Source organism: Klenkia sp. PcliD-1-E (assembly GCF_024124375.1).
Classification (GTDB): Bacteria; Actinomycetota; Actinomycetes; order Mycobacteriales; family Geodermatophilaceae; genus Klenkia.
In genome coordinates this window covers 1-14,645 of record NZ_JAMXRZ010000022.1, presented here as the reverse complement: position 1 = coordinate 14,645, position 14,645 = coordinate 1, and the positions used below count along the sequence as shown (strand labels likewise).

General features: G+C 72.7%; 13 protein-coding genes. 9 read left to right on the top strand and 4 right to left on the bottom strand.

Features of this window, described 5'->3' with window-relative positions; translation table 11 throughout:
• Window positions 1-34: 34 nt before the first annotated feature.
• From NH342_RS06450 to NH342_RS06425, 6 genes are all read left to right on the top strand, one after another.
• Window positions 35-1,384, top strand: coding sequence for an extracellular solute-binding protein (locus tag NH342_RS06450; RefSeq protein WP_253012867.1), 1,350 nt, complete (start codon window positions 35-37; stop codon window positions 1,382-1,384).
• Window positions 1,381-2,328 (top strand): carbohydrate ABC transporter permease, encoded by a 948-nt coding sequence (locus tag NH342_RS06445; RefSeq protein WP_253012865.1) that lies wholly within the window; start codon window positions 1,381-1,383, stop codon window positions 2,326-2,328. The genes NH342_RS06450 and NH342_RS06445 overlap by 4 nt, the downstream gene beginning before the upstream one ends.
• On the top strand, window positions 2,325-3,149 hold the full coding sequence (locus tag NH342_RS06440; RefSeq protein ID WP_253012863.1) for a carbohydrate ABC transporter permease: 825 nt from the start codon (window positions 2,325-2,327) through the stop codon (window positions 3,147-3,149). The genes NH342_RS06445 and NH342_RS06440 overlap by 4 nt, the downstream gene beginning before the upstream one ends.
• A gap of 26 nt (window positions 3,150-3,175) precedes the next feature.
• Window positions 3,176-4,150 (top strand): acetylxylan esterase, encoded by a 975-nt coding sequence (locus NH342_RS06435; RefSeq protein ID WP_253012861.1) that lies wholly within the window; start codon window positions 3,176-3,178, stop codon window positions 4,148-4,150.
• A 162-nt stretch (window positions 4,151-4,312) separates the two neighbouring features.
• Window positions 4,313-5,098, top strand: coding sequence for a DUF1295 domain-containing protein (locus tag NH342_RS06430; protein WP_253012859.1), 786 nt, complete (start codon window positions 4,313-4,315; stop codon window positions 5,096-5,098).
• Between the two features lie 20 nt (window positions 5,099-5,118).
• Complete coding sequence (locus NH342_RS06425; protein ID WP_253012857.1) at window positions 5,119-5,676, top strand: dihydrofolate reductase family protein; 558 nt, start codon at window positions 5,119-5,121, stop codon at window positions 5,674-5,676.
• On the opposite strand, the gene NH342_RS06420 is transcribed toward NH342_RS06425, so the two are convergent.
• A complete protein-coding gene (locus tag NH342_RS06420) occupies window positions 5,673-7,010 on the bottom strand; it encodes an ATP-dependent 6-phosphofructokinase (RefSeq protein WP_253012855.1) in 1,338 nt (445 codons plus the stop codon). The two genes, NH342_RS06425 and NH342_RS06420, sit on opposite strands and share 4 nt — an antisense overlap.
• A 129-nt stretch (window positions 7,011-7,139) precedes the next feature.
• Here NH342_RS06420 and NH342_RS06415 point away from each other — a divergent pair, with 129 nt between their 5' ends.
• Entirely contained in the window at window positions 7,140-7,739 is a 600-nt protein-coding gene (locus tag NH342_RS06415) for an SGNH/GDSL hydrolase family protein (RefSeq protein WP_253012853.1), read from the top strand.
• Between the two features lie 57 nt (window positions 7,740-7,796).
• On the opposite strand, the gene NH342_RS06410 is transcribed toward NH342_RS06415, so the two are convergent.
• The 3 genes from NH342_RS06410 to NH342_RS06400 are packed head-to-tail and all read right to left on the bottom strand — an operon-like array spanning window position 7,797 to window position 11,905.
• Complete coding sequence (locus tag NH342_RS06410; RefSeq protein ID WP_253012851.1) at window positions 7,797-7,937, bottom strand: hypothetical protein; 141 nt, start codon at window positions 7,935-7,937, stop codon at window positions 7,797-7,799.
• Window positions 7,938-7,976: 39 nt separating this feature from the next.
• Window positions 7,977-9,833, bottom strand: coding sequence for a hydantoinase B/oxoprolinase family protein (locus NH342_RS06405; protein ID WP_253012849.1), 1,857 nt, complete (start codon window positions 9,831-9,833; stop codon window positions 7,977-7,979).
• Window positions 9,830-11,905, bottom strand: coding sequence for a hydantoinase/oxoprolinase family protein (locus tag NH342_RS06400; protein ID WP_253012847.1), 2,076 nt, complete (start codon window positions 11,903-11,905; stop codon window positions 9,830-9,832). Before NH342_RS06400 ends, NH342_RS06405 begins: the two co-directional genes overlap by 4 nt.
• A 187-nt stretch (window positions 11,906-12,092) precedes the next feature.
• Here NH342_RS06400 and NH342_RS06395 point away from each other — a divergent pair, with 187 nt between their 5' ends.
• Both NH342_RS06395 and NH342_RS06390 read left to right on the top strand, forming a co-directional pair.
• Window positions 12,093-13,025, top strand: a complete 933-nt coding sequence (locus NH342_RS06395; RefSeq protein ID WP_253012845.1) for a diiron oxygenase — start codon at window positions 12,093-12,095, stop codon at window positions 13,023-13,025.
• 10 nt (window positions 13,026-13,035) lie between these two features.
• On the top strand, window positions 13,036-14,469 hold the full coding sequence (locus tag NH342_RS06390) for an FAD-dependent oxidoreductase (protein ID WP_253012843.1): 1,434 nt from the start codon (window positions 13,036-13,038) through the stop codon (window positions 14,467-14,469).
• Window positions 14,470-14,645 lie beyond the last annotated feature (176 nt).

Sequence of the window (14,645 nt, the reverse complement as noted above, 5' to 3'; positions counted from 1 at the left end):
CAGGAAGCGGTCGGTCCGACCCCGAGGAGAGCGTGTGAACACCAGAACCGGGCGCCGCCTGGTCACCCAGGCAGTCGTGGGCGCATCGGCGCTGTCCCTCGTCCTGCTGGCCGGCTGCAGCGCGCCGGGCGCGGACAGCTCCGCCAGCGGCCAGGACCCCGATCGCGAGATCAGCACCGAGCTGACCAGCGAGGACGTCGAGCTCGACTTCTACATCGAGACCGGCTTCCCGATCGCCCAGGAGCTGGCCGACGAGTTCACGAAGCAGCACCCGAACATCACGTTCAACATCCGCAGCGACCAGTTCGCCGTCCTCACCGAGAACGCCTCTCGCGTCATGGCCGGTGACGACGCGCCCGACCTGATCCGGCTGCCCCAGCTGGTCGACCCGGCCCGCGACGGCCTGCTGCTGAACCTCGACCCCTACTTCGACGCCTACGGCTGGGACGCCTTCCCCGAGTCGCAGCTGCAGCAGATGCGCATCTCCGACGACGCCCGAGGAGCCGGCTCGCTGTACGGCATGGGCATCGGCTACTCGGTGACCGGCGTCTACTGGAACAAGGCCATCGGCGCCCAGCTGGGCATCACCGAGGCGCCGACCACGATCGACGAGCTCGAGGCCGACATGGCCACCGCCGCCGCGGCCGGCCAGCAGCCGATCATGCAGTTCAACGACATCGGCGGCATCGCCTTCCCCTTCCAGGCGCTGTACAACCAGCTGGCCAACCCGACCGACATCGCCGACTGGACCTTCCAGCAGCCCGGGGCGACCATCGACAACCCCGAGGCCACCGAGGCCATGGCCACCATCCAGGAGTGGGCCGGCGCCGGGTACTTCCCCGCCGACGCCAACAGCCTGGACTACACGACCATGATGGGCCGCTTCTCCGGCGGCGAGGGCCTGTTCATTTTCAACGGCGACTGGGAGTCGGCGAACCTGGCCGAGTCCATGGGCGAGGACGTCGGTTTCTTCCTCATGCCCGGCACCGAGGCCGGCGCCGCGCCGGTCGCCATGGGCGCGCCCAACAGCTACACCATCCCGGCCAAGGCCGAGCACCCCGACGAGGCGGCCTACTTCCTCAACTGGCTGCACACCGACGAGACCGCGCGCAGCATCATCGTCAACTCCTCGGGTGCCAACCCCGGCGGTCCGTCGGACCTGGAGATCCCCGAGGCGGCCAACCCGCTGACCCAGGAGACCCTGGCCGCGGGCGCCACCGTCGGCTCCGACGGCACGCTGGTCGACTTCGTCGCCAACGCCACGGCCGGGATCTACGCCGGGTCGATCCGCCCCGAGCTGCAGTCGCTGATCGACGACCGCACCACCCCCGAGGACGCGGTGGCCGCCATCCAGGCCGCGTACGAGGACGAAGTCGGCTCGTGACGTCGTCCACCGTGGCCGCTCCGGTCTCGCCCCTCGTGGACGGGGCCGGGGCGGCCGCCCGCCGGCAGCGCCCGGGCGGGCGCCGCCGCTGGGGTCAGCTGGTCTGGGTCGCCCCGGCCCTGGCCGTGTACGCCTTCTTCGTCCTGCGCCCGCTGATCACCTCGGTGCAGTACTCGCTGTACGACTGGAACGGCATCGGGGTCGCCACGTTCGTCGGCGGCGCCAACTACGTGGAGGTCTTTACCGACCCCGAGCAGCTCGGGATCATCGGCAACGCCGTCGTGCTGGTGGTGTTCTTCACCGTCATCCCGGTCGGCCTCGGCCTGCTGGCCGCGGCCCTCATGCACGGCCTGCCGTCCGGGTCGTTCACCACGGTGTCGCGCTCGGTGCTGTTCATCCCGCAGGTCATCCCGCTGGTCGCCGCGGGCATCGTGTGGGACTGGGTCTACTCGACCAACGGCATCGCCAACCAGCTGCTGTCGGCCGTCGGGCTCGGCGGCCTGGCCCGGCCGTGGCTGGCCGACTTCGACACCGCACTGCCCGCCGTCGGCCTCATCGGCTCCTGGGTCCAGCTGGGCCTGTGCACCCTGCTGCTGCTGACCGGCATCGCCAAGATCGACCCGTCGCTCTACGAGGCCGCGCGCCTGGACGGCGCCAACCGCCTGCAGGTGTTCCGGCACGTGACGCTGCCCGGTCTGCGCCGCGAGATCGGCGTCTGCGTGACGGTCACCATGATCGCCGCGCTGGCCAGCTTCGACATCGTCTACATCACCACGCAGGGCGGCCCGGGCAACCAGACGATGGTCCCCGGCGTCGAGATCTACCGGCTGGCGTTCTCCGAGCGCGAGGTGGGCCAGGCCTCGGCCATGGCCGTCGTCCTCATGGTCCTCGTGCTGGTCGCGATCCTGCCCGTGCAGCGCCTGACCCAGCGGAGCGACCAGTGAACGCCCGGACCCGCAGCGCGCTGGCCGGCCGCGGCCTGCTCGTGCTGTTCATGGTCGCGACGCTCATCCCGTTCGTGACGATCCTGTCCACCGCGCTGCAGCCGCAGGGCAGCATCCCCACCGGGGTCAGCTGGCCCAGCGACCCGCAGTGGCACAACTTCGTCGACGCCTTCCAGGTCGCCAACCTGGGCCCGCTTCTGGGCAGCAGCCTGCTCATCGTGCTCGGCGTCGTCCCGGTCGCGCTGCTGTTCGCCTCGCTGGCCGGCTACGGCCTGGCGCAGCTGAAGGTGCCCTTCGCCGGTGCGCTCTTCCTGGTCTTCGTCGCCGGGCTGACGATCCCCTTCGAGTCGCTGATCACGCCGCTCTACTACCAGATGCAGGAGCTGGGGCTGCTGAACAGCCGGTGGGCGATCATCCTGCCGCTCATCGCGCTGTTCATGCCCTTCGGCGTCTTCTGGATGCGCGCGCACTTCCAGACCGTGCCCGTCGAGCTCAGCGAGGCCGCAGCACTCGACGGCGCCGGCCCGTGGGGAGCGTTTCGCCGCATCCACCTGCCGCTGGCGGTGCCCGCGCTCTCCTCGCTGGCGATCCTGCTGTTCCTGTGGACCTGGAACCAGTTCATCCTCGCCATCGTCATGGTCGACGACCCGCTCAAGCGGACGATGGCCGGCGCGCTGGGCGCGTTCCAGGGCCGCTACGGCACCGACATCGTGCTGCTCTCGGCCGGCGCCCTGCTGATCATGGCGCCCACGATCGTGGTGTTCCTGGTCTTCCAGCGCCAGTTCTCCCAGGCCCTGCTCCAAGGCGCCGTCAAGGGCTGACCGGCCCCCTCCCGACAGGATCTCCCGTGCCCCAGTACGACCTGCCCCTCGCGGAGCTGCAGCGGTACCGCACCTCCGCCGTCCCGCCGGCCGACCTCGACGCCTTCTGGACCCGCACGTTGGACGCCGCCCGCGAGGTGGCCTCCCCGCCCAAGGTGCAGCCCGTCGACAGCGGCCTGACCCTCGTCGAGACTTCCGACGTCACGCTCAGCGGTTTCGACGGCGAGCCGATCAAGGCCTGGTACCGCCGCCCGGCCGGGGTGGGCGGCGACCTGCCGGTCGTCGTCCGCTACCAGGGCTACACCGGCGGGCGCGGCCTGCCGCACCAGGTCGGCCCCTATCCGCTGGCCGGGTACGCCGTGCTCGAGGTCGACAGCCGGGGACAGGGCACCGGCTACGGCTGGGTCGGCGACACCCCCGACCCGCATGGCCACGGGCCTTCCTACCTCGGCGGGTTCATGACCCGGGGGCTGCTGGACCCGGAGGAGTACTACTACCGCCGGCTCATCACCGACGCCGTCCTTGCGGTCGACGCGGCGCAGCAGCTGCCCGGAGTCGACCCGACGAAGGTCGTGGTGGCCGGGATCAGCCAGGGCGGTGGCATCGCGCTGGCCGTCTCGGCGCTGCGCGACGACCTGGCCGGCGTGATGGCCGACGTCCCCTTCCTGTCGGACTTCCCGCGGGCAGTGGTCACCGCGACCGCCGGGCCCTACCCGGAGATCGCGGCCTACCTGGCCAGCCACCGCGACCAGGTCGACACCGCCTTCGCCACGCTGGCATACGTCGACGCCGCCGTGCTGGTCACCCGCTCGACCGCCCCGGCGCTGTTCTCGGTCGCGCTGATGGACAACGTCTGCCCGCCCTCGACGGTCTACGCCGCCTACAACGCCTACGCCGGGGACAAGCAGCTCCGCAGCTACCCCTTCAACGACCATGAGGGCGGCCAGTTCCACCAGGAGGCCCAGCAGCTGGCCTGGCTGCGGCAGCTCCTGCACCCCTGAGACCCCGGTCGTCGCCGGTGCACGCCGGCCCGGCGACGACCGGTCCCCACCCGGGGGTGGCCGGACATCCGTGATGGTCTGCGCACCGGGCAACAGCCGGCCACCGTCCAGGATGTTCGGCCACCCCGGTTGAGCGGGCCCTCGGCGGGGGAGGACCCATCGGTGGGCGTGGACCGGAAGAGCCTGAAGCGGGTCATCGGGGCGTCGGCGGCGGTGGTGACGGCGCTGCAGGCCGGCACCGCGGCGCTGGCGCTGCGGAGCGGACGGCGGGACTACGCCGACGGCGTGTGGGGCCCGGGCCTCGCCGCGGTCGCGCTGACCTCCGCCGCGCTCGGCTCGGGCGACCGCACCCGGCGGTGGACCATGGCCGCCGTCACCACGGCCTGGGCCGTCCGGTTGGAGTCGCTGATGCTGTCCCGGCTGCGCGGCACCGACACCGAGGACGAGCGCTACACCGAGTTCCTCGAGGGCGACTCGACGCCCACGGTGCTGGCCAAGGTGTTCGGCACCCAGGCCGCCGCTCAGCTGCTGGTCTCCGCGCCGCTGCAGCTGGCCGCGGCCAGCACGCTGCCCCGCTCGGCCCGCCGCTGGCTGTTCCCCGCCGGCATCGCCGTCGCCGTCACCGGCGCGGTGGTGGAGGCCGTGGCCGACCGGCAGAAGTCGGCCTACATGGAGCGGGACCGGGACGAGCGACCCGACGTCCTGGACACCGGGCTCTGGGGCGTCTCGCGGCACCCGAACTACCTCGGCGACTCGATCATGTGGGACGGCGTCTGGCTGGCCGGTGCGGCCTCCGCCCCCGGAGGCTGGCTGTTCCCCGCCCCTGCCGCGATGAGCTACTTCCTCGTCTACGCCACCGGCGCCAAGCGCACCGAGGACAAGATGGGCGACCGACCGGCCTACCAGGACTACCAGAAGCGGGTGTCCTTCTTCTTCCCCGGCACCTGAGCCCGGGCCATGCTCACCGCATGGCCCGCCTGCTCTACTCCGCGATCTGCTCCCTCGACGGCTTCGTCGCCGACGAGGCGGGTGACTTCGGGTTCGCCTTCCCCGAGCCCGAGGTGCTGGCCGCGGTCAACGCCGACACCGCCGAGGTCGGCACGTTCCTGCACGGCCGGCGGATGTACGAGCTGATGCAGGGCTGGGAGACCGACCCCTCCTGGGCCGAGGGCGACGCCGGGTCCGCCGAGTTCGCCGGGCACTGGCAGCGCGCGGACAAGGTCGTCTACTCCACGACCCTCGAGGACGTCGTGACCCGCCGGACGACGCTGCGCCGCACCTTCGACCCCGCCGAGGTGGCCGAGCTGGTGCGCACCGCGGACGCCGACGTCACCGTGGACGGCCCGACCTTGGCTGCGCACGCCTTCCGGGCCGCACTGGTCGACGAGGTGCGGCTGCTCGTCGCGCCGTCCTCGATCGGCCGGGGGCTCAAGGCGTTGCCCGACGACGTCCGGTTGGACCTCGAGCTGCAGTCGTCCCGGCAGGTCGGCGGGTTCGTCGCCGTCCGGTACGCGGTCCGCCGTTAGAGGTGCACCGGCTGTCCGGTGGTCTCCAGCACCGACAGCCACAGGTCCCCGCGCGGGTCGACCTGGTTGCGCGTGCGGGTGACCAGCGGGATCGGCAGGTTGACGAACCGGCCGTGCCAGCGCCCGGCCACGATCGCGGTCCGGCCGGCCATCGCGGCGTGCACGGCGGCCTGGGCCAGCCGGGTGCAGTACACCGAGTCGTGGCTGTTGGCCGGCACGCTGCGGATGGCGTAGCCCGGGTCGACGTAGCGCAGCTGGAACGGCACGCCGCTCGCCCCGAGGTGCGCGCTCAGCTCGTCGCGCAGCTTCTTGCCGATGTCGAACAGCTTGGCGTTGCCCGAGGCGTCCGCGCCGCCCTCGACCCCCGCGAACATGTCCTGCCCGTAGCCCTCGGCCACGACGACCACCGCGTGGCCCTGGTCGGCGAGCACCTTCTCCACGTGCGCGAGCACCCCGCGCTCGCCGCCCAGCGGCATGGCGACCTCGGGGATGAGCACCAGGTCGACGTCGTCGCTGGCCAGCGTCGCGTAGGCGGCGATGAACCCGGAGTGCCGGCCCATCAGCTTGACCAGGCCCACCCCGCCGCGGTGCGAGCGCGCCTCGGTGGCCGCCGACCGGATCGACTCCGCCGCCCGGCCGAACGCGGTCTGGAAGCCGAAGCTGCGGTCGATCCACGGGATGTCGTTGTCGATGGTCTTGGGGACCCCGACCACCGCGATCGGCAGGCCCTGCCGGGTGGCCTCGTCGGCGATGGCCTGTGCGCCGCGCAGCGACCCGTCGCCGCCGACGACGAACAGGATGTCGATCTGCCGCAGCCGCAGCGTCTCGACCATCACCCTGGGGTCCTGGCTGCCGCGGGAGGTGCCCAGCACCGTGCCGCCCTGCTGGTTGATGTAGCGGACCGACTCAGGGGTGAGGTCCATCGGCTCGTCGCCGTGCGGGGTCAGCCCCAGGTAGCCGTCGCGGAACCCGGTCACCGAGTGCACGCCGTAGTGCTCCGCGAGCTCGCCGACCAGGCCGCGGATGACGTTGTTCAGCCCCGGGCACAGCCCGCCGCAGGTCACGATGCCGACCTTGGTCTTCTTCGGGTCGAAGAACAGCGTGCGGCGCGGGCCGCCGGGCTCGAAGGTGGGCAGCTCCTCCACCGGGACGCCGCGCCGGGTGGCCATGCCCAGGGTGCCGTCGACCAGCACCCGGTCGTGCTCGCCGACGTAGTGCAGGGACTCCCCGCGCTCGAGCAGGCCCCCGTCCAGCGGCGACGGGACGGTCAGCTCCCCGAGGGTGCGGACGGCGAGGTCGGCCGTTGTCAGCTCGAGCTGCTCGTCGGTGTCCACGGCCCCAGTGTGCCCTGCCGCGGGCCCGTGCCGGGGCCCCGGCTCGCCGCTGACCTGCACGAACGGGGTAGACGTCCCAGACGTGTTCTCGACCGGAACAGGCCTGGTCGGTGCCCCGTTCCCCCTGGCGTGACCTTCTCCCTGGCGGTGCTCGGCGACTCGATCGCCTACGGCACCGGTGCCGCCCGGCCCGACGACGCGATCGGCCCGCGGCTGGTGCGGGCGCTGGCCGAGGACGGCGTCGACGCGACCCTGCAGGTGGTCGCCGTCCCGGGCGCGGTGTCGGCCGCGCTGGCCGGTCAGGTCCGGCAGGTCACCCGCTGCGACCTGGCGCTGGTGGTGGTCGGCGCCAACGACCTGACCCGCCTGGTCCCGCCGGCCACCGCCGCTCAGCAGCTGGGCTCGTGCGTCCGCGACCTGCGGGTGCTCGGCGCCGACGTGCTCGCCGTCCCCGCGCCCGACCTGTCCGCGGTGCCCTGGGTGCCGCCAGCGTTCCAGCAGCTGGTCGCGGTGGCCAGCGGGGAGCTGCAGCGGCGGCAGACCGAGGCCGTGCGGGCCGCCGGCGGGGTGGCCGTGCCGATCGGCAGCGACCTCGGCGACCGGTTCCGGGCCCAGCCGGCGTTGTTCTCCGCCGACCGCTTCCACCCCTCCTCGGCCGGCTACGCGCTCATCGCCGAGGCGCTGGTGCCCGTCGTCCGCTCGGTGGCCCGGGGCCGCACGGCAGCGTGATCACCCCGGGTCAGGCACTGCCTCGCCGGCCGGGAGACCGCACCCCACCCGGGGTGATCAGTCCTCCTCGGCCTCGCGGGCGCGCAGCTCGCGGGTGGCCATGCCGCCCTCGCCACCCTCGTCGCGGGGCCCGGCGTGCAGCTGCGCCTCGCTGTCGGAGGGGGTGTCGGATTGGTCCTTCTCCTCGGGTCCGGTCATGCGGCCCAGCCTGGGGGCTGGGCCGCACGACCGCACGGGCTACAGGACGTCGAACTCGTTGAACGCCGCGCCGCCGGAGAGGGTGGCGTAGCCCGGGCCGCGGTCGAAGAACGGCTCCTCGCCGGTCCGCTGGTCGCGCATGGATGCCCGCAGCTCCTCGGTGGCCGTGAGGTCGGCGTCCCCCTCGTCGTCGACGACCACGCCGTAGTCCCGGCGGGCACCCTCGACGCTCACCTTGAGCCACGCGATGTCCTGCAGGACCTCCTCGACCGGCCGCTCCAGCGGGTCGCCCCAGCCGCCGCCGCCCGTCGTCCGCACCCGGACGACGGTCCCGGCCTTCAGCGGCTCGGCGTCGGCGAGGGCGTCGACCTCGTGCTCGTCCGGGCCGCCGGGGTCGACGGTGATCTGGAACGGCCGGCCTGCCTTGCCGCCCTTGACGCCCCAGCAGGACAGGATCGAGCGGTCGGCGATGGACATGAAGTGCGCGTCGCGCAGCACCCGGATGTGCTTCTCGTAGCCGCAGCCGCCGCGGTACCGGCCCGGGCCGCCGGAGTCCACCGCCAGGCCCAGGGCCTCGATGCGCAGCGGGAAGCGGCCCTCGGTGAACTCCGTCGGCAGGTTCCGGGAGTCGGGGACGACGTGGATGGTGTCCTCCCCGTCGGCGTAGTACCGCCCGCCCGAGCCGCCGCCGAGCACCTCGCGCATGAGGTAGGGCTCGCCGTCGAAGTCCGTGCCGTAGACGCCGGTGTAGCGGATCGTCTCCTGGTCGGCCGGCATCCGGCCGCCGGTGGCCTTGGCCAGCACGCCGGCCAGCACGCCCAGCAGCCGCAGGATCACGAAGGTGCGGGCGTTGGTCGGCGCGGGGAACACCGGGGTGAGCAGCGTGCCCTTCTCCGGGAAGCGCATCTCGATGAGCGGGACGACGCCCTCGTTGACGTCGAGCTCGGCCATCCGCTCCGGCGTCGCCGCCAGGTTGCGCAGGATCGGCGCCAGCCACTTCTTCAGGAAGTTGCCGTCCGAGTAGTCGCCGCAGTGGTTGATCGGGCCCTTGGCCTGCGGTCCCGTGCCGGTGAAGTCGATGACCAGCGGCACCTCGGCGGTGGAGTCCATGGTCAGCGTGATCCGCTGCCGGTGCAGCATCGGCTCGTCGACGCCGTCGTGCTCGGCGTAGTCCTCCCAGACGTAGGTGCCGTCGGGGATCTGGGACAGGATCTCGGTCCGGTAGACCTCGGTCGAGTTGGCCAGGATGGCGTCGAAGCAGGCCTCCACGGCCTCGACCCCGTACCGCTCGAACAGCTCGCCCAGGCGGCGGGCGCCGGCCAGGCAGGCCGAGCACTCGGCGTCCAGGTCCGCGGCCAGCGAGTCGGGCATCCGGGAGTTGCGGGTCATGATCTTCAGCGCCGACTCGTTGGGCACGCCGCGGTCCCACAGCTTGATCGGGGGGACCATCAGGCCCTCCTCGAACATGCTGGTCGCGGCCGAGGGCATCGACCCGGGGACGGCGCCGCCGATGTCGTCGTGGTGGCCGAAGGCCTGGATGAAGGCCACGACCTCGCCCTCCGCGAACACGGGGACGGTCACGCACAGGTCGGGCAGGTGGCCGATCCCGCCCTCGGAGAGGTAGACGTCGTTGTGGAAGAAGACGTCGCCGACGTTCATCTCCGCGATCGGGTAGTCGCGCACCACCGGCTGGACCAGCGCGGAGTAGGAGCGACCGGTGAGCTTGCGCAGCTGCCGGTCGTGGATCCCGGCCCGGAAGTCGTGCGCGTCGCGGATCATCGGGGAGCGCGAGGTGCGGCCGATGGCGGTCTCGACCTCCATCTCGATCGCGGCCAGCGTGCCGGCGACGATCTCGACGAGGACCGGGTCCGCGGCGGTGGTCTGCGAGGTCGTCACAGCGAGGCCTCCTTGGTGAGCAGCAGGTTCGAGCAGCTGTCGACGGTGGCGGTGAAGCCGGGGTGCACCGGGACCGTGGAGCCGAACTCCTCGACGATCGCCGGGCCGGCGACGACGTCGCCGGGCTGCAGCTGGGTGCGGGCGTAGAGCGGGGTGTCGACCCACTCGTCGAAGAACACCCGGCGCGTGCCGGTGACGGCGTCGGCGACGGACCCTTCCGTCCGGTCGGGCCGAGCCACCAGGTCGGGACGGCGGATCGGGCCGATTCCGCTGACCCGCAGGTTCACCCACTCCACCGCCTGGCGCGGGTCGGTGCGGAAGTCGTAGCCGTAGAGCTGGTGGTGGGCTGCGTGGAAGGCGTCGGCGACGGTGGCCAGCGCGGCGTCGTCCAGCTCGCCGTCGGGCACGGGCACGCGGACCTCGAAGGCCTGGCCGACGTAGCGCAGGTCCGCCGTCCGCTGCATCCGCTGGTCGTCGCGGGCGAAGCCCTCGCCGTCCAGGGCGGTCGCGGCCCGGGCCTCCAGGTCGGCGTAGGCGGTCGCCACCGCGGCGGCGTCCAGCGCGGTGTGCTTGGCGATCATCGTCTGCACGTAGTCGTTGCGGACGTCGACGGTGAGCAGGCCGAAGGCGCTGACGTTGCCCGGGTTCGGCGGCACCAGCGTGCGCGGCAGACCGAGGATGTCCATCAGCCGGCAGGCCAGCAACGAGCCCGACCCGCCGAAGGTGGTCAGCGTGAAGTCGCGGACGTCGAGGCCGCGCGCCACGGTGACCTGGCGCAGTGCGTTGGCCTGGTTCCAGGCCGAGATCTCCAGGATGCCGGTGGCGGTCTTCTCCAGGCCCAGCCCGAGCTTGCCGCCCAGGGTGTCCAGGCCGCCGGTGGCCGCCTCGACCGACAGCGGGATCTCCCCGCCCAGCAGGTGCGGGGGGATCCGGCCGAGGACGACGTGCGCGTCGGTGACGGTCGGCTCGGGGCCGCGGCTGGGGTAGCACATCGGGCCCGGGTCGGCGCCGGCGCTCCTGGGGCCGACCTTGAGCGTGCCCTCGGGGGCGATCCAGGCGATGGAGCCGCCACCGGCACCGACGGTGACGACGTCGATCATCGGGATCTTGGACGGGTAGGCGCCCACGGTGCCCTCGGTGGTGAGCGCGGGCTCGCCGTCGATCACCACGGTGACGTCGGTGGAGGTGCCGCCGCCGTCGCAGGTGAGGATCCGGTCGAACCCGGCGGTCTGCGCGATGAGCGCGGCACCCAGGGCCCCGGCGGCCGGGCCGGAGAGCATGGTGGTGATCGGCTGGTGCACGACCTCCTCGGCGGACAGCACGCCGCCGTTGCTCTTCATGACGTAGAAGGGGACGCCGGGGGCGATCTCGTCCAGCCGCGACCGGATGCTGGTCACGTAGGCGCCGACCTTGGGCTTGACCGCGGCGTCGACGAGGGTGGTGACCGACCGCTCGTACTCGCGGTACTCCCGCAGGACGCCGGAGCTGATGGACACGACGCAGTCGGGGTGCACCTCGCGCAGCACCTCGAGCATGGCCTGCTCGTGCGCGTCGTCCGCGTAGGCGTGCAGGAAGCAGACCCCGACGGTGGTGATGCCGGCGTCCTTGAAGAAGGTCGCGGCCGCGACGGCCTGGTCTCGGTCGAAGGGGCGCACCTCGGCGCCGGTGTGGTCCAGCCGCCCGCCGACGGTCCGCACCAGGTCGGCCGGGACGATGCGGGGCGGCTTGACCCAGAAGTAGCTGTTGCCGTAGCCGTCGGGGACCGACTGCCGGGCGATCTCCAGCACCGACGCGTAGCCCTCGGTGGTGATGAAGCCGATCCGGTCCAGTTTGCCCTCGAGCAGCTGGTTGGTGGCCACCGTCGTGCCGTGGCTGACCGCCGTCACCGAGTCGCCGTCCAGGCCCATGAGGTCCAGGACCTTCTGCACGCCGGCGAGGAAGCCGTCCGCCGGGTTGCCCGGGGTGGACGGCGTCTTCGTGGTGGTCGTCGCGCCGGACTCCTCGTCCACCGCGACGACGTCGGTGAACGTGCCGCCGGTGTCGATGCCGATGCGTACCCGCCTGCTCGTCATGGTCGATAACTTAGCGATGAGATATTTCCAGCGGAAGACGTCCGGGCGAGAACATCCGGCCCGGATGAGGGTTGGGTCACAACCGCGCCGGGAAGACGTGTCGCGGGGTTGCAGACACCTGCCGGGTCCGTCATGATCAGTACCTGTAACCGAGTGTTACATGCAACGATCACGGAGGGACGACCCCATGACCAGCACGCTGCCCCGCACCGACCAGCTGTCCGCCGCCTTCTCGGCCGCCGACCGCGACGGCGAGGCGGTCGCCGCGAGGCTGCTGGACTCCTCCGCGCAGCTGTCCTACGACCCGGCCACCGAGGTCGACTGGGACGAGCCGCTCGACCCGGCCCTGCACGGGCTCAACCCCGAGTGGAGCACGCTCTACGGGACGAAGCTCTGGGACGGGATGACCGACGAGCAGCGGGTCACGCTCACCCGGCACGAGGTCGCCTCGATCATGAGCACCGGCATCTGGTTCGAGATGATCCTGCAGCAGATGCTGCTGCGCGAGCACTACGCCGCGGACACCACCCGCACGGACTTCCGGTTCGCGCTCACCGAGATCGCCGACGAGTGCCGGCACTCCCTGATGTTCGCCCGCGCCTGCGAGAAGCTCGGGGCCACCGGTTACGCCCCCAAGCGCAGCGGCATCGAGCTCGGCCGGCTCTGGAAGACCGTCGCCGACGGCGAGCGGGCCTTCGGCGCCGCGCTGGTCGCCGAGGAGGTGCTCGACGTCATGCAGCGCGACTGGATGCGCGGCGAGGACGTACTGCCGCTCATCCGCACCACCAGTCGGATCCACGTGGTGGAGGAGTCCCGGCACATGACCTACGCGCGGCAGGAGATGCGCGAGAGCCTGCAGGGCGTCGGCACCGCTCGTCGCCGGGCGACCGCGCTGCTGCTGGCGATCGTCACCCACGTCGTGGTCACCAACCTGGTGCACCGCGACGTCTACACCGCCGCCGGCCTGGACGCCGACCGCGCGGTGCGCGAGGCGGCCGCCAACAAGCACCACCACGCGATGATGCGCACCAGCAGCCGGCACCTGATGACCTTCCTCGGCGAGTGCGGGCTGCTGACCGGCCCCGCGAAGGCGGTCTACCGCCGCCTGCACATGCTCTGAGGAGCACCCCATGGCGTTCGCGATCACCCAGAACTGCTGCTCGGACGCCTCCTGCGTCTCGGTCTGCCCGGTCAACTGCATCCACCCCACCCCGGACGAGCCGGACTTCGGGCGGACCGAGACGCTCTACGTCGACCCGGCCACCTGCATCGACTGCGGCGCCTGCGCCGACGCCTGCCCGGTCGACGCCATCGCCCCCACCTGGCTGCTGCGACCCGACCAGCAGGTCTTCGCGCAGGTCAACGCCGACTGGTTCACCCGGCCCGACGCCCCGGCCGCCCCGCTGTGGGACGCGCCGCGGTTCCCGACGGTCGACCTGTCGGCGATCGGCAGGCTGGAGGTGGCGATCGTGGGCACCGGGCCGGCCGCCGTCTACGCCGCGCAGTCGACATTGCGGGCCACCGAGGCGCGGGTGACCTTCCTGGAGCGGCTGGCCACCCCCGGGGGGCTCGCCCGCTGGGGCGTCGCCCCCGACCACCCCGGCACCCGCCGGGTGCTGGCGCACACCGACGCCGTGCTGCACCACCCGCGCGTCACGCTGCGCACCGGCGTCGAGGTCGGCCGCGACGTCACCCCCGCCGAGCTGTCCCGGCGGTACGACGCCGTCCTCTACGCCACCGGCGCGGCCGGCGACCGGGCCCTCGACGTCCCCGGTGACGACCTGCCGGGCAGCGTCTCGGCCCGCGAGGTCGTCCACTGGTACACCGGCCACCCCGAGGCCGTGCCCGTCGACCTGTCCCGGGTGCGCCGCGTCGTGGTCGTCGGCACCGGCAACGTCGCCCTCGACGTCGCGCGGATGCTCTCCTCCGACCCCGACCGGCTGGCCGGCACCGCGACGTCACCCGCCGCGCTGGCCGCGTTGCGCACCAGCGGGCTGCGCGAGGTGCTCGTCGTCGGGCGCCGCGGGCCCGGGGAGGCCGCCTGCAGCTCGTCGGAGCTGCGCGCGCTCACGCACCTGCCCGGGGTGCGCACGGTGCTGTCGGGCACGGCGCCCGACGACGCCCCGCCCGGGTCGAAGGCCGAGCTGTTCGCCGCGCTCGACCGGTACGACGACGACCTGGCCGGGCCCCCCGCGGCCGGCCGGCGGATCGTGTTCGCCTTCGGCCGGTCCACCCGTGCGCTGGTCGGCCAGGACCGGGTGCGCGGCGTCGTGCTGGGGTCGTCCGGGGGCGACGTGACCGTGCCGGCCGAGCTGGTGGTGCGGGCCATCGGCCACCGGGGCACGCAGCTGCCGGGTCTGCCCTTCGACGCCGAGTCCGGGCGGGTGCCGCACGAGGCCGGCCGGGTCGTCGGCGCGCCCGCCGGCACCTACGTGGTCGGCTGGGCCAAGCGCGGCCCGTCCGGCGGGATCGGCGCCAACCGGCCGGACGCCGAGGAGACGGTCGGCTCGCTGCTGGCCGACGCCGCCGCGGGCGTCATCGGCCGCCCTTCCCGCCGCCGCTGACCCCTCCCTCTGCCTCCGCCTCCGCCTCCACGCAGCGTTGATCAGGGAGGGTGGGTTCAACCGGTCGTTGCATCACCGGTTGGTTGAGGGGCTGAGAGTAGGTCGTTGAGGGCTTCTGCGGGGGTTCTCCATCCGAGGGTCTGGCGGGGTCGTCCGTTGAGTTCGGCGGCGACCAC